The following is a 21,495-nucleotide window of genomic DNA, read 5'->3' as shown; positions in this document are numbered from 1 at the left end:
CCCCCCCCCCCCCCCCGCGCCCCCCCCCCCCCCCCCCCCCCACAACCCCCCCCCCCCACCCCCCGCGCCCGGGGGTCAGGGCGCGGGTGCCTCGCGGATGACGCGGACCGCACCAGCCGGGACGACGAGCTCACCCGCGACGGCGGTCCCACCGATCAGCTCGGTGCCCGCGACGCCGGTGAGCGGGGCGTCCGCGCCGGTGTGGTTGAGCACGAAGAGCCACGAGGTGGTGCCGTCGGCGGAGCGCCGCCGCACGACCTCGACCCCGGCCGGGCCGACGACGTCGGGTGCGACGCCGGACTCGTCCACGAGGCGGCTGACCAGCGACGCCAGGCCGGCTCGGTCCAGGCGGGTGCCCACGTACCACGCGGCGCCCGTGCCGACATCGCGCCGGGTGACGGCGGGACGGCCCGCGAGCGCGCCGTCGTCGTAGGCCGCCACGACCTCCGTGCCGTCGTCCACGTGCGTCTTCTCGGTCCAGAGGTCGGCGGTGGCGTCGCCGCCGACCACCTTGCCCGTCACGCGGACGGTCTCGGTGGCCTGCAGCGGGTAGAACTCCTCCGTGCGCAGACCGAGCAGGTCGCGGAAGGCGCCGGGGTAGCCGCCGAGGCGCACGTGGTCGCAGGCGTCGACGATGCCCGAGAAGAACGTGACCGCCACCGTGGCCCCGCGCCGGGCGGCGCGCGCGACGTTCGCCGCGCCGTCGTCGTCCACGAGGTACAGGGTGGGGACGACGACGAGGTCGTAGCCGTCCAGGTCGGCGTGCGGGGTGACCGTGTCCACGGTGACGCCCTGCTCCCACAGGGCCGTGTACCAGGAGCGCACCTCGTCCATGTAGCGCAGGTCCTGGGTGGGGTGGGAGCCCAGCTCGGCCGCCCACCAGGCGGGGTAGTCCACGACGAGCGCGGCACGCGCCGCGACGCGTGAGCCGCGCACCTCACCGAGCGCGCGCAGGGTGCGGCCCAGCTCGACCGTGCCACGCCAGACGTCGGTGTCGGTGCCGGCGTGCGGCACCATCGCCGAGTGGTACTTCTCGGCGCCCGCCCGGGACTGGCGCCACTGGAAGAACATCACCGAGTCCGCGCCGCGGGCGACGTGCTGCAGCGAGTTGCGCAGCATCTCGCCGGGCGCCTTGGTGCGGTTGCGCGGTTGCCAGTTGACCGCCGACGTCGAGTGCTCCATGAGGATCCACGGGTCGCCGTGGGCGACGCCGCGGGCGAGGTCGGCCGAGAGTGCGAGCTCGACGTGCCGCTCGGCGTCCGCGGCGATCGTGTAGTGGTCGTTGGCCACCACGTCGAGGTCGTCGGACCAGGAGAAGTAGTCCATCCCCTTGGTCGCCGAGGTCGTCATGAGGTTGGTCGTGGTGGGCACGTGCGGCGTGAGCTCGCGCAGCGTGTCGCGCAGGTCGCGGTAGTAGTCGAGCATCGCGTCGGAGCTGAAGCGGTCGAAGTCGAGCTCCTGGCTGGGGTTGATGAACGCCGGCACCGTCAGCGGCGGCAGCACGTCCTCGAAGTCGGCGTAGCGCTGCGACCAGAAGCTGGTGCCCCAGGCCTCGTTGAGCCGATCGACGGTGGTGTAGCGGCGCCGCAGCCAGTCGCGGAAGGCCGCTGCGGCGGCGTCGGAGTAGTCCCGCGGCACGTGGCAGCCGATCTCGTTGTCCACGTGCCACAGGGCGAGCGCCGGGTGGTCGCCGTAGCGCTCCGCCATCCGGGTGGTCATGCGCAGCGCGTACTCGCGGTGCACCGGGTGCGTCACGGCGTAGGACTGCCGGCCGCCCTGGTGCAGCACCGTGCCGTCGGCCAGGCGCGGCAGGATCTCCGGGTGCTTGCGGGTGAGCCACGGGGGCGGCGAGGCGGTGGCCGTGGCCAGGGCGACCTGGATGCCGGCGCCGTGCAGGGAGTCCAGGGTCTCGTCGAGCCACGTCCAGTCGAGCTCGCCCTCGCGGGGCTCGAGGGTGGCCCAGGAGAAGATCGCGACGCTGAGGAGGTTCACCCCGGCCTCGCGCATGAGGCGGACGTCCTCGGCGCGGACGTCGGCCGGCCACTGCTCGGGGTTGTAGTCACCGCCGAAGCCGAGGCCGTCGAGCTGCGCGTTCCACGGCCGCACGGCGGTCGCGTCGAATGAGTCGGGGGTGGTGCGTCGTCGCATGGCCGAAGTCTGCCATAAATCGATTCAAAACCGGAATCGGGGCTCCGGCACGACGGCGCCTGGAAGGTGCGGCGGGAGCGCTCGGCTAGCGGGTCGTGCTGGTGGAGGACTCGCGCACGACCAGCTCCGGCTGGAAGACCACGTGCTCGGCCGGGGCGTCGCCGCCGCGCAGCATCAGGTCGGCCGCTCGCCTGCCCAGCTCGTGCCGCGGCTGGCGCACCGAGGTCAGAGGTGTGGCGAGCTCCGCCGCGAAGGTGACGTCGTCGTACCCGACGAGCGCGACGTCGTCGGGCACCGACACCCCGGACCGGCGCAGCGTCCGCAGCGCGCCGAGCGCGACGAGGTCGTTGACGCAGAACACGGCCGTCGGACCGGGTGCGTCCAGCAGGGTGCGGACGCCGGCCTCGCCACCGTCGGCGTCGAGGCTGACCGGTATCTCCACCAGCGCCTCGTCAGGGTCGTGCCCCGCATCGGCGAGCGCCTGGCGCACGCCCTCGAGGCGGTCGGCGCACTGGCGGATCGAGTGCGCCCCGTTGAGGAAGGCGATGCGGGTGTGCCCCTGCTCGAGCAGGTGCCGCGTCGCCATCGCGCCGCCGTCGACGTCGTCCACGGCCACCGAGGACACGGACTCCACCGGCGAGGGATGGTCCAGGAGCACGACGCCGATCCCGCGCTCCCGCACGGCGAGCAGGTGCTCGATGCTGTCCGCGGTCGGGACCACCATCACGCCGCGCACGCCGTGCTCCTCGAACAGGCGCAGATAGCGGGCCTCGCGCTCGGGGTCGCGGTCCGAGCTGGCCACCATGAGCGTGTAGTCGTCGGCGGTGAGCCGCTCCTCGATCCCGCGCGTCACGTCGGTGAAGAACGGGTTGGAGATGTCCAGCACGATCGCGCCCACGGTCGTGATGCGCCCGGCGCGGAGCTGGCGCGCGGAGCCGTTGCGGACGAACGACAGCTCGGCGATGGCCGCCTCGACGCGCTCGCGGGTGCCGGGGGAGACCCGGTCGGGCCGGTTGAGCACGTTCGACACCGTGCCGACGGAGACGCCGGCGTGCCGCGCGACGTCGGAGATCGACGTGCGCCGGTGGTGCGTGCGGGGCGGCATGGGTTCCCTCTCCTCGTCGACAGGTTCCCGGTTCCGGGCGGGCGGTCGGCCGACCGCACCCAGGGATCGTAGCCGTTCGGACGGGGGGCGACCGACCGGCTCGCGGGGCGGACGGAAACCGGTTGCCCGATATGGTTGCGGCGGCGGGTGCCGCTGCGGTCGGTACGTCCTGCTGCGGTCGGCATGTCTCGCTCGGCGTTGCTCGCTGCGGTCGGTACGTCCCGCTCCGGTCGGTCGCTCGAGTTGCCGACCGCGACTGACGTTGCCGACTGGAGCGCCGGCTCGGCGCGGACCGGGCTGGGCGGCCTTGCGCTGGTCGGGGACCACCAGGTACGTTGACGATCTTGAATCGATTCACCACCTGCGTCGAGGACGATGCGAAGGAGGACCGACGGTGGTTCGTACCGACAGCGGCACGCGCCGCGTAATGTTCCGGTTCCGGGTGCGCCCGGACCGGCTCAAGGAGTACTCGCGCCGCCACGCCGAGGTGTGGCCGCAGATGCTGCGCGCCCTGCACGAGACCGGCTGGCGCAACTACTCGATCTTCACCGCCCCGGACGGCACGGTCGTCGGCTACTTCGAGAGCGACGACCCGGACGCCGCGCGTGCGGACATGGGTCTGCACGACGTCAACGCGCGCTGGCAGGCCGAGATGGCCGAGTTCTTCGACGGCGCCGGCCCCGACGAGTCGATGACCGAGCTCACGCCGATCTTCCACCTCGAGACGCAGCTCGCGGCGAGCAGCACCACCCAGGACTGAAAGAGGACGACCATGCCCAGCTTCGACGACATCATCCCGGTCCTGGACCGCCTCGCCATCGAGGTGCCCTCCTGGGCGTACGGCAACTCCGGGACGCGCTTCAAGGTCTTCTCCACCCCGGGCACGCCGCGCAACCCCGAGGAGAAGATCGCCGACGCCGCGCAGGTCCACCGGCTCACCGGCCTGGCCCCGACGGTGGCGCTGCACATCCCGTGGGACAAGGTCGACGACTACGCGGCCCTCCAGCGCTACGCGAACGACCAGGGCGTCACCCTGGGCACGATCAACTCCAACACGTTCCAGGACGACGCCTACAAGCTCGGCTCCCTGACGCACACCGACCCGGCCGTGCGCCGCCAGGCGATCGACCACCACCTCGAGTGCATCGAGATCATGGACGCCACCGGGTCGCAGGACCTGAAGATCTGGCTGGCCGACGGTTCGAACTACCCGGGCCAGGCGGACATCCGTACCCGGCAGGACCTGCTGCACGAGGCGCTGACCGAGATCTACGCCCGGCTCGGTGACTCCCAGCGCATGGTGCTCGAGTACAAGTTCTTCGAGCCGGCGTTCTACCACACGGACGTGCCGGACTGGGGCACCTCGTACGCCCAGGTGGCGGCCCTCGGCGACAAGGCGTTCGTCTGCCTCGACACCGGCCACCACGCCCCCGGCACCAACATCGAGTTCATCGTGGCGCAGCTCCTGCGCCTCGGGAAGCTGGGCTCCTTCGACTTCAACTCGCGGTTCTACGCCGACGACGACCTCATCGTCGGCGCCGCCGACCCGTTCCAGCTCTTTCGCATCATGGCCGAGGTCATCCGCGGCGGCGGCCTCGACGAGGGTTCGCAGGTGGCGCTCATGCTCGACCAGTGCCACAACGTCGAGGACAAGGTGCCGGGCCAGATCCGCTCCGTGCTCAACGTCCAGGAGATGACGGCGCGGGCCCTGCTGCTCGACCGCGACGCCCTGGTCAAGGCCCAGGAGGCGGGCGACGTGCTGGCCGCGAACGCGATCTACATGGACGCCTTCTACACCGACGTGCGGCCCGCGCTCGCCGAGTACCGCGCCGCTCGCGGCCTGCCCGCCGACCCGATGGCCGCGTTCGCGGAGTCCGGCTACCTGCCGAGGATCGCCGCGGAGCGCGTCGGCGGTCAACAGGCCGGCTGGGGTGCATGATCGGCGCCATGACCATCACGGACCGGGTCCTCGACGGCCCCCACGGAAACCTCCCTGTCCGCCTCTATCCGGTGCCGGACGGCGTCACCTGCGTCGCAGGGCTCGTCTGGGCGCACGGCGGCGGGTTCATGCACGGTGACCTCGACATGGCGGAGGCCGACCACGTCGCGCGCACGCTCGCCGGGCGCGGTGTCGCCGTGGTGAGCGTGGACTACCGGCTGTGCCCGGAGGTCGACCGGGACGACGTCGACGCCCCCGTCGAGGCCGGCGGCGTCCGGTTCCCGGTGGCGCACGACGAGCTCGCCTTCGTGTTCCGCTGGGCGGTCGAGACGGGCCTCGGCGTACCGTCCGGCACGTGGTCCCTCGGCGGTGCCAGCGCCGGCGGCAACCTCGCCGCCGGGGTGTCCTTGCGCCTGCGCGACGACGCGACCGAGCCCGCCGGCACGACCTCCGTGCCGCCGTCGGGCACCGCGGAGCGCCCGACGCCGCGCAGCGTGGTACTGGCCTACCCGGTGCTGCACGAGGCGCTGCCGACGCCGAGCCCGGAGCTGGCGGAGAAGATCGCGGCGCTGCCCGAGGGGCGCGACTTCCCCCCGGACGTGGTGCGCACGATGAACGCCAACTACCTGGGCCACCGGCGCGGGTCGGGGTCGCCGTACGCGTTCCCCGGCGGGGCGGACCTGCGCGGGCTGCCGCCGACGATGATCGTCAACTCCGACCACGACGCCCTGCGGTCCTCCGGCGAGGCGTACGCCGCCGAGCTCGCGGCGGCCGGCACGGACGTCCACCTCGTCCGCGAGGACGGCACGTTCCACGGTCACCTCAACGACCCGGAGCATCCCGGCTGCGCGCGCAGCCTCGCCCGCATGGCCGCCTGGCTCACCGTCGACGGGCTCGTCGGCACGACCCACGAACCACCGATCCGACCCGAACCTCCCCGGAGCTCCTGATGACGAACGAGACCGCTCACCCGACCGTCGAGGCCCTCGTCGCCCGGTCGAACCGCCTGGGCGCGGACCCGAAGAACACCAACTACGCCGGCGGCAACACCTCCGCGAAGGGCACCGCGACCGACCCGGTCACCGGGCGGGACGTCGAGCTGCTGTGGGTCAAGGGTTCCGGCGGCGACCTGGGCACGCTGACGGAGAAGGGCCTGGCGGTGCTGCGCCTGGACCGCATGCGCGCCCTGGTGGACGTCTACCCGGGTGTCGAGCGCGAGGACGAGATGGTCGCCGCGTTCGACTACTGCCTCCACGGCAAGGGTGGCGCCGCCCCCAGCATCGACACCGCGATGCACGGGCTCGTCGACGCCGCGCACGTGGACCACCTGCACCCGGACTCGGGCATCGCGATCGCCACGGCGGCGGACGGCCCGAAGCTCACGCAGAAGATCTTCGACGGCAAGGTCGTGTGGGTGCCGTGGCGCCGCCCCGGGTTCCAGCTGGGTCTGGACATCGCGAAGATCAAGGCGGAGCACCCCGACGCGATCGGCACCGTCCTGGGCGGGCACGGCATCACGGCGTGGGGCGACACGGCCGAGGAGGCCGAGGCGAACTCGCTGTGGATCATCGACACCGCCGCGGCGTACATCGCCGAGCACGGTGCGCCCGAGCCGTTCGGTCCGGCGCTCGACGGCTACGGGGCGCTGCCCGCGGCCGAGCGTCGTGCCAAGGCCGCCGCCCTGGCCCCGCACCTGCGCGCCATCGCCTCGCACGACAAGCCGCAGGTCGGCCACTTCACCGACGCCGACGTGGTGCTGGACTTCCTGGCCGCCGAGCGGCACCCGGAGCTCGCCGCCCTGGGCACGTCCTGCCCGGACCACTTCCTGCGGACCAAGGTCAAGCCGCTCGTGATCGACCTGCCGGCGACGGCGAGCGTCGAAGAGATCGTCGAGCGCCTGCCGGAGCTGCACGAGGCCTACCGCGCCGACTACACCGCCTACTACGAGCGCGGCGCCGCCGAGGCCCGTGCGAAGGGTGAGGAGCCGCCGGCGATCCGTGGCGCGGATCCGCTCATCGTGCTCGTGCCGGGTGTGGGGATGTTCTCCTACGGCGGCGACAAGCAGACCGCCCGCGTGGCCGGCGAGTTCTACGTCAACGCCATCAACGTGATGCGCGGCGCCGAGGCCCTGTCCACGTACGCGCCCATCGACGAGTCCGAGAAGTTCCGCATCGAGTACTGGGCGCTGGAGGAGGCCAAGCTGCAGCGCAAGCCGAAGCCGAAGCCGCTCGCGACCCGGATCGCGTTCGTCACCGGCGCGGCGTCCGGCATCGGCAAGGCCATCGCCGAGCGGCTCGCGGCCGAGGGCGCGTGCGTGGTCGTCGCGGACCTCGACCTGGACAAGGCGCGCGCGGTGGCGAGCGAGATCGGGAGCACCGACGTCGCGATCGGGGTCGCCGCGAACGTGGCCGACGAGGCCGCTGTGCAGGCCGCGCTGAACGAGGCCGTGCTCGCGTTCGGCGGCGTCGACATCGTCGTGAACAACGCCGGCCTCTCGCTGAGCAAGTCGTTGTTCGAGACCACCGAGGCCGACTGGGACCTGCAGCACGACGTCATGGCCAAGGGCTCGTTCCTCGTCGCGAAGAACGCCGCACGCATCCTGGTGGACCAGAAGCTCGGCGGCGACGTCATCTACATCTCGAGCAAGAACTCGGTGTTCGCCGGGCCGAACAACATCGCCTACTCCGCCACGAAGGCCGACCAGGCCCACCAGGTGCGCCTGCTCGCGGCGGAGCTGGGCGAGCACGGCATCAAGGTCAACGGCATCAACCCCGACGGCGTGGTGCGCGGCTCGGGCATCTTCGCCTCCGGGTGGGGCGCCAACCGCGCCAAGACGTACGGGATCGAGGAGGAGGACCTGGGCGCGTTCTACGCCCAGCGCACCCTGCTCAAGCGCGAGGTGCTGCCGGAGAACATCGCCAACGCGGCGTTCGCGCTCTGCACGGCCGACTTCTCGCACACCACCGGCCTGCACGTGCCCGTCGACGCGGGCGTGGCGCAGGCGTTCCTCCGGTGACGGCGTTCGTCGCCGTCGACCTCGGGGCGAGCAGCGGACGGGTGATGCTCGGGGTGGTCTCCGGGGCGGCAGGCGACGAGCACGTCGACCTCACCGAGGTGGCCCGGTTCGGCAACGGGCCGGTCGAGGTCTCCGAGGCCGCGGGCACCGCGCTGCACTGGGACGTGCTCCACCTGTGGCGCGGGGTCCTGGACGGCCTGCGCGCCGCCGGGGCACTCGCCCGCGAGCAGGGCGTCGAGGTCGCCGGGATCGGCATCGACTCCTGGGCCGTCGACCACGGGCTGTTCGCCGCGGACGGCACGCTGCTCGGCAACCCGCGCCACCACCGCGACCCCCGCCTCTCCGGGGTCGCCGAGGAGGTCCTGGGCCGGCTGGGTGCCGCCGAGCACTACGCCGTCAACGGGCTGCAGACCCTGCCGTTCAACACGGAGTTCCAGCTCGTCGCCGCGCGGCACGACGCCGTGTGGCCGCTGGTCGACTCGATCCGGCTGATCCCGGACCTGCTCGGCTCCTGGCTCACCGGCGCCACCATCGCCGAGGTCACCAACGCCTCGACGACCGGCCTGCTGGACGCGACCACCCGCCGGTGGTCGCAGCCCGTGCTCGACGCCCTGGCCCGCGAGTACCCCGAGCTGGGCGACCTGCGCGCCCGGCTGGGCGACGTCGTCGAACCGGGGACCGTCGTCGGGCACCTCACCGCCGCCGTGCAGGCCGCGACCGGGCTCGGCGCGGTGCCGGTGATCGCGGTCGGGTCGCACGACACGGCCTCGGCCGTGGTCGGGGTGCCCGCCGCCGACGAGCGGTTCGCCTACGTCTCCTCGGGGACGTGGTCGTTGGTCGGCGTCGAGCTCGACGTCCCGGTCCTGACCGAGGAGAGCCGCCGGGCGAACGTCACCAACGAGCTGGGTGTCGACGGCACCGTGCGATACCTGAAGAACGTCATGGGCCTGTGGGTGCTGTCCGAGACCCTGCGCACCTGGCGTGAGGCCGGGACCGAGGTGTCGCTCGCCGAGGCGCTCGCGGCCGCGGCCGACGCGCAGCCCGGGCGCACCGTCGTCGACGTCGACGCCCCCGAGTTCCTGCCGCCCGGCGACATGCCGGAACGGATCGAGGCAGCCGCGCGGGCGTCCGGTCAGCCGGTGCCCGACGGCGTGGGGCAGGTCGTGCGGTGCATCCTCGACTCCCTCGCGGACGCCTACCGGCAGGTGCTGGAGGAGGTCACGCGGCTCTCGGGCCGCGAGGTCGAGGTGCTGCACGTCGTCGGTGGCGGGTCCCAGAACGAGCTGCTGTGCCGCCTCACGGCGGAGGCGACCGGGCTGCCCGTGGTGGCAGGGCCGGTCGAGGGTGCGGCGCTGGGGAACGTCGTCGTCCAGGCGAGGGCCGCCGGCGTGCTCGCCGGCGACCTCGCGGTGCTGCGCGCCGTCGTGCGCCGCTCGGCGCACCTGGTGCGCTACGACCCCTGACGCAGCAGCAGCAACCAGAGGTGGCAGGCCCTTACTCGCCCGACGGCGGGGTCATCGCCTGCCCCGACGGGACCGGTGCGCCGTAGACGGGCCACCCGGTCGCGTCGTAGCTAACCTTCTGCACGCGCGTCTGGCGGGTGTCACCGCAGCCGTGCGACGCAGACGTGTTGCCGTGGTAGATGGTCCAGTCCTCGGTGCCGTCCGGACTCTTGAAGAACCCGTTGTGCCCGGTCCCGTAGACGCCGTTGCCCTGCTGCATGGCAGGGACGGGCGACTTGGTCCAGTGGCCGGGGTCCATCGGGTCCGACCCGGTGAGCTCGAGCAGCCCGATCGTGTAGTCCGGGGTGTTGCACGACGACGCGGAGTACGAGACGAACGTGCGGCCACCGTGCTTCAGCACCGCGGCGCCCTCGTTGACGCGTGCGCCCTGGGTCTCCCACGAGTGCGTCGGGGTGGAGAAGGTCGCCGGCTGGCCGACGGTCGTCCACGGGTTGCTCATCTCGACGATGCGGTTCGTCTGGTCGGGGCCGATCCACTCGGAGAACAGCATGTAGAGACGGCCGCCGTGCTCCAGGTAGGAGCTGTCGATGTTCCACCGGTCCGGCATCGGAGTCCCCATGAACTCGTACGGCCCCATGGGTGTGTCGCTCTGCGAGCGCAGCACGTGGATCTTCTGGCCGTCGAGGTTCGTCTGGGAGTTCCCCGACGTGTACTTGAGGTACCAGGTGCCGTCGATGCGGTGGAACTTGGGTGCCCAGTGGCTGCAGCAGCGCGACGGGACGCCGACGTCGTCCCAGACGACCTGGTCCGGTGCGGAGGACAGGCCGGCAAGGGTGGTGGCGCGCCGCATGATCACGGTGGAGTCCCACGTGGTGGTGGACAGGTAGTAGTGGCCGTCCCAGTGCTGCAGCCACGGGTCGGCGCCGTTCGTGCGGATCGGGTTGGCCAGCGCGGCGGCGGCACCGTGGACGGGCAGGAGCTGCCACCTCTGCACGGCCGCGCCGTTGTCGGTGTGCTGGGAGATGCGCGCTCCGGGCTCGGTGGCGAAGTCGTACAGGTCGAGCGCCTTGCCGGAGAACCGGTTGAGGAACGTGACCGTCCCGTCGGAGTTCTCCCGGACCTGCCACTGCTGGTTCTCGGCGTCCAGGTCGTCCCACTGGACGATGTCGGCGCCGTTCTCGGCGTCCCAGCCGTAGACGTCGAGCACCATGCCCGAGTGCCGGACCTGGATCCGGTAGTAGCCGTCGCCCGAGTCGAGGAACCGGAACTGCTGGCTTTCGCCGTCCCAGCGGTCCCACTGCTGGAGCAGAGCTCCGTTAGCGCTCACATGCGGTGGCCCGGGAGAGCGGGCGACTACGCAGCCGGGTCGCCCTCGGACGAGCCAGGCACGACGAACCGGGCCCAGACGTGCTTCGCGCCGTCCGGCGTGCGGTACCAGCCGACGTCGTCGGCGATGCGCAGGGCCAGCTGGAGGCCGAATCCGCCCTCGCCCAGCTTGCGGTCCGGGGAGAGCACCGGTGGGCTGTCGGGGCAGCGGTCCTTGACCGAGACGGTGACGGCCACGCCGTCGGACACCACGTCGAGCCGGGCCGGGCCGTCGGTGTGCTCGAGGGCGTTGGCGGTCAGCTCGCTCGCGACGAGGACGATGTTCTGCAGCAGCGAGCGGGTCGGTTCGGTCTCGGCGCACGGCGTCGGCGTCTCTGCGCACAGGGTCTCCTGCAGCCGCGAGCGCGCGCTGGACAGCCCGTCGACGCTGACGACGGTCCAGGTGCCGACGAGCCTGGACCGCAGGGACGTGGCAGCGTCCTTGGTCATGGCATCACGGGGGTCGCGCCGCAGGTGGGGGTGAGCATCGCTACTCCTCATCACGGGCCGCACACGGGCCTCAGGTCCGCGACGACATTACCTCTGACGTCGCGGCTCTGCCCGTCGTGGCCGCCGGAGCGGCGTACCTCACCGGAAGCGCTGGACGGCCTGCGGTGCAGCCTCGGCGAGCTCCCGGACGGACGGGTGCGACGACTCGGCGAGCACGGCCGAGAGCGCCCCCGAGGCGACGAACGTGCCCTCGGCGAGGACGTGGACCGTCGGGCAGAGGCGCTCGACCAGCTCGAGGTCGTGCGAGACCAGGAGCACCGCGGTGCCGGCCTCGGCGGCGGCGTCCCCGAGACGGCGGACCACCTCGCCACGCATGGCGGGGTCGACGGCGGTGAGCGGCTCGTCGAGCAGCAGCGCGCCCGGGCGGGTGGCCAGCGCCGCGGCGAGCGCCACCCGCTGCTTCTCCCCGCCTGAGAGGGTGCCGACCTGCCGGAACGCGAAGCGTGGTTCGAGCGCGACGTCGGTGAGGACCTCCTCGACCGTGCGGCCGCTCGCGCGACCGGTCCGGCGGGCGTCGGACAGGGCCTTGGCGACCACGCGGTCGACGGTGGAGCGGGGGTCGACGTCGGCGATGCCCTCCTGGGCCACCCGGCGGACCTGTGCGCGGAACGTCTTCTTGTCCCGCAGGCCGATCCGGCTGACGGTGCGTCCGGACCAGGTGACGCGGCCGCGCGTGGGTCGCACCTGGCCGACCAGCGCGCGGACGATCGTCGACTTGCCCGCCCCGGACGGCCCGATGATGCCGACCGGGGCGTCGCCGGGGGAGAGCTCGAGGTCGATGCCGTGCACGACGTCGCCGCCCCCGTACCCGGCGGCGAGGCCGTCGGCGCGCAGGACGGGGGGCTGGCTGGAGCTCGTGCTCATCGGTGCTCTCCTGAGGGGGACGCGTGGTGGCCCGCCGGACGGGAAACGGCCGGCGGGCCGTCCTGTCTGACGAGCGAGAGGCCGACTTGGTTCCGGGGCTGACGGCGGAGTGCCGGCGGGACGTTACCCTTGGGGGTCCAAGCAATCAAGTCCGGGGGGTGCAGGTGACGAGGTCCGCCGCGGCTTCAGCCGTCCCGGTCCCGGGACCAGTCGAGGACGCGCCGGGCACCGTGACGGTGCAGCCGCGCGGCCTGCTGCTGACGGTCCGTGCCTCCGACGGCGTCGTGCTGCAGACGTCGGCCCGCACGGAGCTGGTCGGGCTGCGCCCGGCGGAGGTCCTGGGGCGCCCGCTCTCGGAGGTGCTGGGCCCGCAGGCCGCCGGCCAGGTCCTCTCGCCCGTCGTGGCGGGCACCGACCTCGCGTCCGTCAACCCGGTGGTGCTCGAGCTGCCCGAGGAGCGGGGCGGCGGCGGGTACGACGCGATCCTCCACCGGCCGCACGGCGACCCGGCGCCCGCCCAGCCCTCCGTGGTGGTGGAGATCGAGCCGGCGCAGTCCGCCACCGGGCGCGGCTCGAGCGGCTACGGACCGCTGCGCACGGCGCTCGCCGACCTGGAGCTGGCCGGCTCGATCGAGGAGCTCTACGACGTCGCGCTGGAGGCGTTGCGGGCCCGCACGGGCTTCGAACGGGCGTCGCTGTACCTGCTCGACCCGCAGGGGAACTCCGAGATCGTCGCGGAGTCGCGCGTTCGCGGGCTGGTGCCGTGGACGGGCGTCCACTTCCCGGCGTCGGACATCCCGCCGGAGGTGCGCGAGCTGCACGCTCGCGTGCGGGTGCACCTCATCGACGACGTCGATGCGGACCCCGTTCCCGTGCTCACCCACGACGACGGTGGGCCCGTGCCGGACCTCGGCGCCGCCACGCTGCGTGCCGAGCCGCGCGCGTACGTGGAGCTGCACCGCTCACGCGGCGCCCGTGCCGCCCTGGGGGTCGGCCTGTTCCACGGCGGCGAGCTGTGGGGTGTCGTCTACTGCCACCACTACGGAGGCCCGCAGCGGGTGCCGTACGAGGTTCTGGTGGAGGTCGAGCTGCTGGCGCGCAGCCTGTCGGCCCTCCGTGCCGCACAGCTCGGCACGGACAAGGACTCGGAGGCGCACCGCCAGGACCGGGTCCTGGCGCACCTCGCCGCCGACTCCCGCGACGAGTCGGTCCCCCTGGGTACCGCGATCACGCGGTCCGGCTGGACGCGTCGGCTGGTGCGGGCGGACGGCGCGATCGTCAGCGCCGAGGGGCGTGTGACGAGCGTCGGGCAGGTCCCCGACGACGCGGGCCGGCGCGCGCTCATCGCGTGGGTCGCCGAGGCGGGCGAGGAGGTCGTGACGACCGACTGCCTGGGTGAGGCCGCTCCGGACGTCGCGGCCGTCGCGCCCGACGTCGCGGGCGTCATGGGTATCGCCCTGCCCGAGGGGCAGGTGCTCATCTGGCTGCGCGACGAGGTCCAGCGCCGGGTGGAGTGGGGCAGCGACCCCACCGTGAGCCGACCGGTGCGTACCGACGACCCGATCCGCACGATGCTGCGCGCCTCGGAGGAGGGGTGGCGAGAGGTCGTCGACCGCCACAGCCTGCCGTGGCTCCCGGACCAGGTGGAGAGTGCCGCCGCGCTGCGCGGGCACCTGCTGGAGGCTCTCTACCTGCGAGGTCGCAAAGAGGTGCGTGCGACGGAGGAGCTGCAGCGCAGCCTGCTGCCGCACGAGCTCGCCGACGACGACGGATGGAGCATCGACGCGCGCTACGAGGCGGCGGGCGCCGGGCTCGTGGGCGGCGACTGGTACGACGCCCTCGTCCTGCCGACCGGGCACCTGGCGCTGGTCGTGGGCGACGTGACGGGTCACGGGCTGCAGGCGGCCGCGACGATGGGCCAGCTGCGCACCGCGATGCGGACGTCGCTGGTCGGCAGCGACTCGGCCCACGAGGCCGCGCGGCTGCTGTTCGAGGTGGTGCGCTGGACGCTGCCGGGCGAGGTCGCCACGCTGACGGTGGCGCTGGTCGACCCGGCGAACGGCACCGTGGAGAACGTCTCGCTGGGTCATCCGCCGTTGCTCGTGGTGCATCCCGACGGCAGCACGTGCTGGGCGCCGCTGGCGGGCGCCCCGCCCCTCGGGCTGGCCGGGGAGGTGCCGCCGGCGAGCCGTCTGGAGGTGCCGCCCGGCGGATCCCTGGTGCTCTACAGCGACGGGCTCATCGAGCGTCGCGACGAGTCCGTCACCGACGGCCTGGCACGGCTCGCCGACGCGTTTCGTGCCGGGCCGCGGACCGACATCGACGACGTCGTCCGGGCCACGCGCGACGAGCGGTCGGCGGACGACGCGACGCTGATGGTGGTGCAGCGGCGAGCCTGAGCCGTGCCGGGGGCGGTGAGCTCAGGCGAACCGGGCCCAGACGTGCTTGGTGCTCCGGGTGCGGAACCACCCGACGGCGGCGGCCGCGCGGGCGGCGACCACGAGCCCGAGGCCGCCGGCGCCGCTGGTGCCCTCCACGGGAGGTGCGTCGGGGCGGTGGTCCACGACGTCGACGGCGAACGTCGACCCCTGCTGGAGCAGGCGCAGGGTGACCGGCCGGCTGCCGTACCGGACGGCGTTGGTGGCCAGCTCGGAGGCCACGAGGACGATGCGGTCCAGCCCGCGGCCCTCCTGGCGACCCTCGTCGGCGTCGACCGCGGCGGTCAACCGCTGCTGCAGCTGGGCGCGGACGTCGCAGAGGTGGTCGACGTCGCGGACGGTCCACGCCGCGATCTCGGTCAGCGAGGCGCGCAGTGTGGCCTCGACCAGCGTCATCGAACGGCCCGCGCGGTCGAGGCGGACCCGGCCCCCTCCTCCTCGAACCGGAACAGCGAGACGACGCCGGAGAGCTCGAGGAGGTCGCGGGTGCTCTCCGGCACGCCGCGCAGGACGGGCGGCTCGGGGCTGCCCTCGACCGCGTGGTAGAGCAGGCGCAGGCCGCCCGAGTCCATGAACGTCACGTCGGACAGGTCGATCACGATCTGCCGGTCCGCCGCCCGGGCCACCTGCCTGAGGTAGTCCTCGTGACGCGACTGGACGGCGGCGTCGACCTCGCCGCGCATCACCCAGAGGTAGCCGTCGTCCTCCACGCGGACATCGCCGTGGGTCACGGTTCGCTCCTTGTTGCTCGGTGCGGTGCTGACGCTCGGTGCCTGCGGCGAGCGGGCAGCGGTTCAGCAGCCGACTTTACCCCCTCCCGAGCCGAAGTTCTCGGCCCGGAGCGGGTGCTCTCAGAGGTGCGGCAGGACGTGCTCCGCGTACCGTGCGCCGACGGTGGCTGCCGTCTCTCCCGGCGGGGCCGCCCAGATCTCCTCGTTGAAGATCTCCGTCTCCACGTCGCCGGTGTACCCCGCGTCGGCCACCCACCGGGAGATGGTGGCGAAGTCGATGTACCCGTCACCGACGTGGCCCCGGGAGTTCAGCGCGGTGGGCGCGAACGGCAGGTTCCAGTCGCACACCTGGTACCCCGCGATCCGGCCCTCGCGGCCGGCCCGCGCGACGGACTCCTCCAGCGCCGGGTCCCACCACACGTGGTAGGTGTCCACGACGACGCCCACGGTGCGGGCGTCGAACGGGGCGGCGAGGTCGAGCGCCTGCCCGAGGGTCGAGATCACCGCCCGGTCCGCGGCGAACATGGGGTGCAGCGCTTCGAGGACGAGCCGCACGCCGTGCTTCTCGGCGAGCGGCGCGAGGTCGGCCAGCCGGTCCGCGACCCGCCGACGCGTGGCCACGAGGTTCCGATCGGTGCCGGGCGCCGGAGCCGCCTCGGGTGCGGAGCCAGGCAGGCCGCCGACGACGAGCACGAGCTCGGACGTGCCGACCTCGGCCGCCTCGACCAGCGCCCGCTCGTTGTCGGCCATCGCCTCGCGGACACCCTCGGGCGACGTCGCGGTGAGGAAGCCGCCGCGGCACAGCGACGAGACGCGCAGACCGGCGTCCTCCACCACCTTGCGTGCGGTCTCGGCACCGGCCTCCTGCACCTGGTGGCGCCAGAGGCCGACGGCGCCGAGACCGGCCACGGCGGCGGCCTCGACGGCCTCAGTCAGGGACGCGTGCTTGACCGTCGCGGTGTTGAGCGAGCAGCGGGACAGGTCGGTCATGCGTGCCTCCTTCATGCGTGGGCGCCGTTCACGGTGAGCAGCGCCTGGAGGCGCGCGGCGGCGGTGTCGGGTGCGAGCAGCATCCCGCAGTCGTCCGCGAGGCGGGCGAGCTCGACGAGGTGCGCCAGGGACCGCCCGGAGTGCAGCCCGCCCACGAGCTGGAACCCGGGCTGGAACCCGTTCAGCCAGGACAGGAACGCCACCCCGGTCTTGTAGTAGTACGTGGGGGCGGTGAAGATGTGCCGGCCCAGCTTCTCGGTGGACGCGAGGATCGCGTGGCCCCGCACGGCCGCGGTCTCGGACACGACCCCGTCGTCCTGGAGCCCGGCGTCGAACGCCTGCAGCGCCGTCGACGCCGCGGGGTAGACCGCGGCGAAGATGCCGAGCAGGGCGTCGGAGTGTCCCTGGTCGTCCCCTGCGATGAGCTCGGGGTAGTTGAAGTCGTCGCCGGTGTAGAGCCGCACCGGGGAGCCGTCGAGGGCCGCCAGCGCGCGGCGCAGCCCGATCTCGTGCTGGGCGTCCAGCAGCGACACTTTGACGCCGTCGACCTTGTCCTGGTGGGCTTTGATGACGTCGAGGAACGTGGCGGTCGCGGTGTCCACCGCGTCGGAGCCCCAGTATCCGGCCAGTGCCGGGTCGAACATCGTGCCGAGCCAGTGCAGGATCACGGGGCGGTCGGCCTCGGCGAGCACGGCGTCGTAGACGCGGGCGTAGTCGTCGGCGGAGCGGGCGACCTTCGCCAGGGCGCGGGAGGCCATGACGATGACCTGGGCGCCGGACTCCTGCACCACGCGGACCTGCTCGCGGTAGGCGTCGGTGACGGCGGCCAGCGCCGCGGGGTCGCCCGGCTCCCAGCCCGCGACCAGCGCGGGGTCGATCTGGTCGGTGCCCGCGCCGCAGGCGATCGCGCCGCCCACCGAGGCGGCCTCGGCCGCGGAGCGGCGCACGAGCTCCTGCGTGGCGGCCCAGTCGAGCCCCATGCCGCGCTGGGCGGTGTCCATGGCGTCGGCGACGCCGAGACCGTGGCGCCAGATCTGGTGCCGGTAGGCGAGGGTCGACTCCCAGTCGACGACGGCGGGAGCGCCGGGCACGTTCTCGGCCCCGACCTGGGGGACGACGTGCGCCGCGGCGAAGGCGACCCGGGAGCGGATCGGCCCGTCGGGGACCTGCCACGGGCCGGGCGCGTTGAGCTCGCGGACCTCGGTGCCGACGAGGCGACCGCCGTCGTCGAATCGCGGCAGCCGCAGCGTGACGCCGGAGCCGGTGAGCACGGGAGCGCCGGGGAGGGTGGTCGCGGCGCTCACAGCGAGATCTCCGGGACGTCGAGGCGGCGGCCCTCGGCCGAGGACTGCAGGCCCAGCTCGGCGAGCTGGACGCCGCGAGCGGCGGAGAGCAGGTCGAAGCGGTGCGGGCGGCCGGCGACGACGTCGCGCAGGAACTCCTCCCACTGCAGCTTGAAGCCGTTGTCGAGCTCGGCGTTCGCGGGGACGTCCTGCCACTGCTCGCGGAACGGCTCGGTGGCCGGCAGGTCCGGGTTCCACACGGGCTTGGGGGTGTGCGCGCGCTGCTGGGCGACGCACTGGCGCAGGCCGGCGACGGCGGAGCCGTGCGTGCCGTCGATCTGGAACTCGACGAGCTCGTCGCGGTGGACGCGTACGGCCCAGGAGGAGTTGATCTGCGCCACGACCGGGTCGCCGCCGGGGGTCTCGATCTCGAAGATGCCGTATGCGGCGTCGTCGGCGGTGGCGTCGTACTGCTTGCCCTGCTCGTCCCAGCGGGTGGGGATGTGCGTGACCGTCTGGGCGTTGACGGTCTTCACCGAGCCGAGGATGCCCTCGAGGACGTAGTTCCAGTGGCAGAACATGTCCGTGGTCATGCCGCCGCCGTCCTCCTTGCGGTAGTTCCACGAGGGGCGCTGGGCGGGCTGGACGTCGCCCTCGAACACCCAGTAGCCGAACTCGCCGCGCAGGGACAGGATACGGCCGAAGAAGCCCTCGTCGACGAGGCGGCGGAGCTTGACCAGCCCGGGCAGGTAGAGCTTGTCGTGCACGACGCCGGCGGTCACGCCGGTCTCCTCACGGAGCCGTGCGAGGTCGATCGCCTCGGTGAGGGTCTCGGCGGTCGGCTTCTCGGTGTAGACGTGCTTGCCGGCCTTCATGGCCTTGGCGAGCGTGCCGGCGCGCAGGTTGGTCATGGCGGCGTCGAACACGACGTCGGTGTCGTCCGCGTGGATCACGCGGTCCAGGTCGGTCGTGTACTCGGCGACGTCGTGCTGCTTCGCGAGGTCGGCGAGCTTGGACTCGTTGCGGCCCACGAGGATCGGCTCGACCTGCACACGGGAGCCGTCGGGGAGCTCGACGCCGCCCTGCTCGCGGATCGGCAGGATGGAGCGCAGCAGGTGCTGGCGGTAGCCCATGCGGCCGGTCACGCCGTTCATGGCGATGCGCAGGGTGCGGGTGGTGCTCACTCGGGGACTCCTTCGTCGGTACCGGCGGGGTGCTCGGCAGGCGTGCTCGCGCTCCGGACGGAATGCGCTTTCCAGTCTCACGGTAAGGTGTCTGCGGCGGTGCGTCAAGCAGCCGCCGCCCGGCATGGTGGCTGCGCGCCCCCGCCGGGACCGCAGCGGACGAGGAGGTGCCCGTGGCCAGACCACGGCTGCAGGACGTCGCGAACCATGCCGGGGTCTCCCTGGCGACCGCCTCGCGGGTCCTCAACGGGTCCTCGCGGCAGCCCGGCCCCGAGCTCGTCGAACGGGTCCGCGCCGCCGCGGCGGACCTCGGCTACGTGGTGAACGCCCAGGCCCAGGCGTTGGCCCGCTCCCGCACCGGGCTGCTCGGGCTGGTCGTGCAGGACATCTCCGACCCGTACTTCTCCTCCATCGCCGCCGGCGCCCAGGCCGCCGCCCGCGAGCACGGCCGCATGGTGCTCCTCGCCTCCACCGAACGGGACCCTGACGCGGAACGAGACGCCGTCGCAGCGTTCGCGGCGCACCGCGTCGACGCCATCGTCGTCGCCGGGACCCGGTGGTCGCCCGAGGAGGACGCCCCCGTGGCCGCCGAGCTCGAGACGTTCGAGGCCGGCGGGGGGCGCGCCGTCGTCGTCGGGCAGCCGCTCGGGCCGGCGCGCGTCGTGCGCCCGCCGAACGCCGTCGGCGCCGCCGACCTGGCCGCCGCGCTGCACGAGCAGGGGCACCGCCGGTTCGTCCTGCTCAGCGCACCCGACCGCGTCGTCACCGCCCAGGAGCGGGCCGGGGCGTTCGCCGACGCCGTCGCCGCGGGCGGGGGAGAGGTGCTCGAGGTCATCGAGCAGCAGTTCTCGCGCGACGGTGGGTTCGCGGCCGGCGACCGCGTCGCCGAGATCGCCCGCGAGTCGGCCGGTGCCGGGCTCGACGCGCCGTGCGTGTTCGCCGTGACCGACGTCATGGCCATCGGCCTCATCGCCCGGCTGCGCGACCTCGACGTCGCGGTGCCGGACGACGTCCGGGTCGCCGGGTTCGACGACATCCCCACGCTGCGGGACCACGTGCCCTCGGTCACCACCGTGTCCATCCCGCTGGAGGAGATGGGGCGCCTGGCCGTCGCCGCAGCGGTGGCCGAGGAAGGCGCCGAGGTGGGTGCCGTCGTCGGGCACGAGGTCGTGCTGCGGGAGTCGACGGCGCGCTGAGCTCGCGTCGCCTCAGGCCGCGACGCGCAGCCCCGTGCCGCGGACGGCCTGCTCGAGCACCCGGGCGTAGCCGGACAGCATGCGCACGTGGCTGAACCGCTGCCGGGCCGCCGTCAGCGCACCGTGCAGCTCGCCGCGGCGGGCCGACGCCTCGATCCAGGTCTCGGCGATCTCGGCGGCGTCGAACCCGGTGACGAAACCGATGCCGGCCACCAGGTGTGCGCTGTCGCCGACCGGCGTCGTGACCGGGACCGCGCCGCACATCGCGCCCTCGATGAGGCACAGCGGGGCGGCCTCCCCGAACGCGGAGGTGAGCGCGACGACGTCGGCCATGGCGTAGACGTGCTCCATGTCGCGCCGCACCCCGAGCAGGTGCACCCGCGCCAGCAGGTCCGGACGCTCCCCGAACGACTCGTGCAGGTCGGCCACGAGCGCCGGGTTGTCCCCCGTCATCCCGGCGCCGCACATCATGACGTGGCCGTCGTCGTCGCGCTCGAGGAGCTCGCGGGCCGCCGCGAGGAACAGGCGGGGGTTCTTCATGGCGTCGTACCGCGCGGCGTAGGCGACCAGCGTGGCGTCGGCGGGGATGCCCGCTGCGCCCCGCAGTGCCGCGCGGCGCACGCGGCGCAGCGGGTGGAACCGGGTCAGGTCGATGCCGTTGGGCACCACGCGCAGCAGGTGCTCCGGGACGCCGGCGGCCGCGTACGCGTCGCGCGTCGACTCCGCGCAGCAGACGGCGGCCGCGAGCAGCCCGCTGTCGGCGGTGGCGCGCAGGTCGTCCAGCGCCGCGCCGGAGTGTTCGGGGTCGGAACGGTGCAGGCACGCCACCACGGGGCGCTGCGGGAAGCCCGCCTCGAGGGCCAGCCGCAACGGCTGCTCCTTGAGCGACATGACGACGTCGACGGCGGTCGCCTCCCGGGCCGCGAGCTCCATCTGCGCCTCGGTGAAGCGGCGGGGGTCGTGGTCCTCGTCCGTGGAGCGGCCCAGCGTGGTGACCCGGATCCCGGCGGCCCGCAGGGCGTGGAACCGGGGGTCGTCCTCCATGCGCTGGCGTACGGTCTCGCGGCGGACCGTGCTGTAGAGGCTCAGCGCCGAGTGCTGCTGGTGGCCGTGGGCGTGCAGCCCCGCGACCACCGTCGAGTGCAGCACCCGGGCGCCGCCGGAGAAGAAGCCCTCGTAGAGGGACAGGACACGCAGCGAGCTGTGTTCGAGCACGGTGACCACCTCCTGCGACCAGACTGGGCCCGGATGATGTGGTGCGAG

18 protein-coding genes are annotated in these 21,495 nt (G+C 73.3%); 7 read left to right on the top strand and 11 right to left on the bottom strand.

The features are described from left to right. Positions 1-75 precede the first annotated feature (75 nt). The gene (locus ACH5HR_RS04635; protein ID WP_416476506.1) at positions 76-2,148 is read right to left on the bottom strand and encodes a beta-galactosidase; all 2,073 of its coding nucleotides are present in this window, start codon (positions 2,146-2,148) and stop codon (positions 76-78) included. An 85-nt stretch (positions 2,149-2,233) separates the two neighbouring features. Further along, on the bottom strand, positions 2,234-3,253 hold the full coding sequence (locus ACH5HR_RS04630) for a LacI family DNA-binding transcriptional regulator (RefSeq protein ID WP_416476504.1): 1,020 nt from the start codon (positions 3,251-3,253) through the stop codon (positions 2,234-2,236). 394 nt (positions 3,254-3,647) lie between these two features. Here ACH5HR_RS04630 and ACH5HR_RS04625 point away from each other — a divergent pair, with 394 nt between their 5' ends. Genes ACH5HR_RS04625 through ACH5HR_RS04605 form a run of 5 tightly spaced genes read left to right on the top strand, consistent with a single transcriptional unit; the run spans position 3,648 to position 9,671 of the window. Continuing rightward, positions 3,648-4,013, top strand: coding sequence for an L-rhamnose mutarotase (locus tag ACH5HR_RS04625; RefSeq protein ID WP_416476502.1), 366 nt, complete (start codon positions 3,648-3,650; stop codon positions 4,011-4,013). A 12-nt stretch (positions 4,014-4,025) separates the two neighbouring features. Beyond that, positions 4,026-5,192: an L-rhamnose isomerase gene (rhaI, locus tag ACH5HR_RS04620; RefSeq protein WP_416476500.1), complete on the top strand. Its 1,167-nt coding sequence runs from the start codon at positions 4,026-4,028 to the stop codon at positions 5,190-5,192. Between the two features lie 8 nt (positions 5,193-5,200). Then, complete coding sequence (locus ACH5HR_RS04615) at positions 5,201-6,142, top strand: alpha/beta hydrolase fold domain-containing protein (RefSeq protein ID WP_416476499.1); 942 nt, start codon at positions 5,201-5,203, stop codon at positions 6,140-6,142. Further along, complete coding sequence (locus tag ACH5HR_RS04610; protein WP_416476497.1) at positions 6,142-8,208, top strand: bifunctional aldolase/short-chain dehydrogenase; 2,067 nt, start codon at positions 6,142-6,144, stop codon at positions 8,206-8,208. The genes ACH5HR_RS04615 and ACH5HR_RS04610 overlap by 1 nt, the downstream gene beginning before the upstream one ends. Further along, positions 8,205-9,671: a rhamnulokinase gene (locus ACH5HR_RS04605; RefSeq protein WP_416476496.1), complete on the top strand. Its 1,467-nt coding sequence runs from the start codon at positions 8,205-8,207 to the stop codon at positions 9,669-9,671. The genes ACH5HR_RS04610 and ACH5HR_RS04605 overlap by 4 nt, the downstream gene beginning before the upstream one ends. Positions 9,672-9,702: 31 nt before the next feature. Here the strand turns inward: ACH5HR_RS04605 and ACH5HR_RS04600 are convergent, their stop codons facing one another. From ACH5HR_RS04600 to ACH5HR_RS04590, 3 genes are all read right to left on the bottom strand, one after another. Then, complete coding sequence (locus tag ACH5HR_RS04600) at positions 9,703-10,998, bottom strand: family 43 glycosylhydrolase (protein ID WP_416476495.1); 1,296 nt, start codon at positions 10,996-10,998, stop codon at positions 9,703-9,705. A gap of 26 nt (positions 10,999-11,024) precedes the next feature. Then, positions 11,025-11,486, bottom strand: coding sequence for an ATP-binding protein (locus tag ACH5HR_RS04595; protein ID WP_416476494.1), 462 nt, complete (start codon positions 11,484-11,486; stop codon positions 11,025-11,027). A gap of 138 nt (positions 11,487-11,624) precedes the next feature. Then, entirely contained in the window at positions 11,625-12,410 is a 786-nt protein-coding gene (locus ACH5HR_RS04590) for an ABC transporter ATP-binding protein (RefSeq protein WP_416476493.1), read from the bottom strand. Between the two features lie 164 nt (positions 12,411-12,574). Here ACH5HR_RS04590 and ACH5HR_RS04585 point away from each other — a divergent pair, with 164 nt between their 5' ends. After that, positions 12,575-14,809 (top strand): SpoIIE family protein phosphatase, encoded by a 2,235-nt coding sequence (locus ACH5HR_RS04585; protein WP_416476492.1) that lies wholly within the window; start codon positions 12,575-12,577, stop codon positions 14,807-14,809. Between the two features lie 21 nt (positions 14,810-14,830). On the opposite strand, the gene ACH5HR_RS04580 is transcribed toward ACH5HR_RS04585, so the two are convergent. From ACH5HR_RS04580 to ACH5HR_RS04560, 5 genes are all read right to left on the bottom strand, one after another. Continuing rightward, the gene (locus ACH5HR_RS04580) at positions 14,831-15,244 is read right to left on the bottom strand and encodes an ATP-binding protein (RefSeq protein WP_402377767.1); all 414 of its coding nucleotides are present in this window, start codon (positions 15,242-15,244) and stop codon (positions 14,831-14,833) included. Further along, positions 15,241-15,579, bottom strand: a complete 339-nt coding sequence (locus ACH5HR_RS04575) for an STAS domain-containing protein (protein WP_402377764.1) — start codon at positions 15,577-15,579, stop codon at positions 15,241-15,243. The genes ACH5HR_RS04580 and ACH5HR_RS04575 overlap by 4 nt, the downstream gene beginning before the upstream one ends. Before the next feature lie 120 nt (positions 15,580-15,699). Next, positions 15,700-16,569: a sugar phosphate isomerase/epimerase family protein gene (locus ACH5HR_RS04570; RefSeq protein WP_416476489.1), complete on the bottom strand. Its 870-nt coding sequence runs from the start codon at positions 16,567-16,569 to the stop codon at positions 15,700-15,702. An 11-nt stretch (positions 16,570-16,580) separates the two neighbouring features. Then, positions 16,581-17,816, bottom strand: coding sequence for a dihydrodipicolinate synthase family protein (locus ACH5HR_RS04565; RefSeq protein ID WP_416476902.1), 1,236 nt, complete (start codon positions 17,814-17,816; stop codon positions 16,581-16,583). A gap of 53 nt (positions 17,817-17,869) precedes the next feature. Beyond that, positions 17,870-19,006, bottom strand: a complete 1,137-nt coding sequence (locus tag ACH5HR_RS04560) for a Gfo/Idh/MocA family protein (RefSeq protein WP_416476900.1) — start codon at positions 19,004-19,006, stop codon at positions 17,870-17,872. A gap of 203 nt (positions 19,007-19,209) precedes the next feature. On the opposite strand from ACH5HR_RS04560, the gene ACH5HR_RS04555 reads away from it, so the two are divergent. Next, entirely contained in the window at positions 19,210-20,232 is a 1,023-nt protein-coding gene (locus ACH5HR_RS04555; RefSeq protein WP_416476488.1) for a LacI family DNA-binding transcriptional regulator, read from the top strand. 12 nt (positions 20,233-20,244) lie between these two features. Here ACH5HR_RS04555 and ACH5HR_RS04550 read toward each other — a convergent pair whose 3' ends face one another. After that, positions 20,245-21,447, bottom strand: coding sequence for a glycosyltransferase (locus ACH5HR_RS04550; RefSeq protein WP_416476486.1), 1,203 nt, complete (start codon positions 21,445-21,447; stop codon positions 20,245-20,247). Positions 21,448-21,495 lie beyond the last annotated feature (48 nt).

It is taken from the genome of Isoptericola maris (genome assembly GCF_048065335.1).
Taxonomy (GTDB): domain Bacteria; phylum Actinomycetota; class Actinomycetes; order Actinomycetales; family Cellulomonadaceae; genus Isoptericola; species Isoptericola rhizosphaerae.
This window is presented reverse-complemented; position numbering and strand designations above follow the sequence as displayed.

Bases quoted from the DNA above. Each gene is read 5' to 3' on its own strand.
- ACH5HR_RS04560 (WP_416476900.1), bottom strand. From the start codon at position 19,006: ATGAACGGCGTGACCGGCCGCATGGGCTACCGCCAGCACCTGCTGCGC.
- rhaI (WP_416476500.1), top strand. From the start codon at position 4,026: ATGCCCAGCTTCGACGACATCATCCCGGTCCTGGACCGCCTCGCCATC.
- ACH5HR_RS04630 (WP_416476504.1), bottom strand. From the start codon at position 3,253: ATGCCGCCCCGCACGCACCACCGGCGCACGTCGATCTCCGACGTCGCG.
- ACH5HR_RS04590 (WP_416476493.1), bottom strand. From the start codon at position 12,410: ATGAGCACGAGCTCCAGCCAGCCCCCCGTCCTGCGCGCCGACGGCCTC.
- ACH5HR_RS04635 (WP_416476506.1), bottom strand. From the start codon at position 2,148: ATGCGACGACGCACCACCCCCGACTCATTCGACGCGACCGCCGTGCGG.
- ACH5HR_RS04580 (WP_402377767.1), bottom strand. From the start codon at position 15,244: ATGACGCTGGTCGAGGCCACACTGCGCGCCTCGCTGACCGAGATCGCG.
- ACH5HR_RS04570 (WP_416476489.1), bottom strand. From the start codon at position 16,569: ATGACCGACCTGTCCCGCTGCTCGCTCAACACCGCGACGGTCAAGCAC.
- ACH5HR_RS04615 (WP_416476499.1), top strand. From the start codon at position 5,201: ATGACCATCACGGACCGGGTCCTCGACGGCCCCCACGGAAACCTCCCT.
- ACH5HR_RS04610 (WP_416476497.1), top strand. From the start codon at position 6,142: ATGACGAACGAGACCGCTCACCCGACCGTCGAGGCCCTCGTCGCCCGG.
- ACH5HR_RS04595 (WP_416476494.1), bottom strand. From the start codon at position 11,486: ATGACCAAGGACGCTGCCACGTCCCTGCGGTCCAGGCTCGTCGGCACC.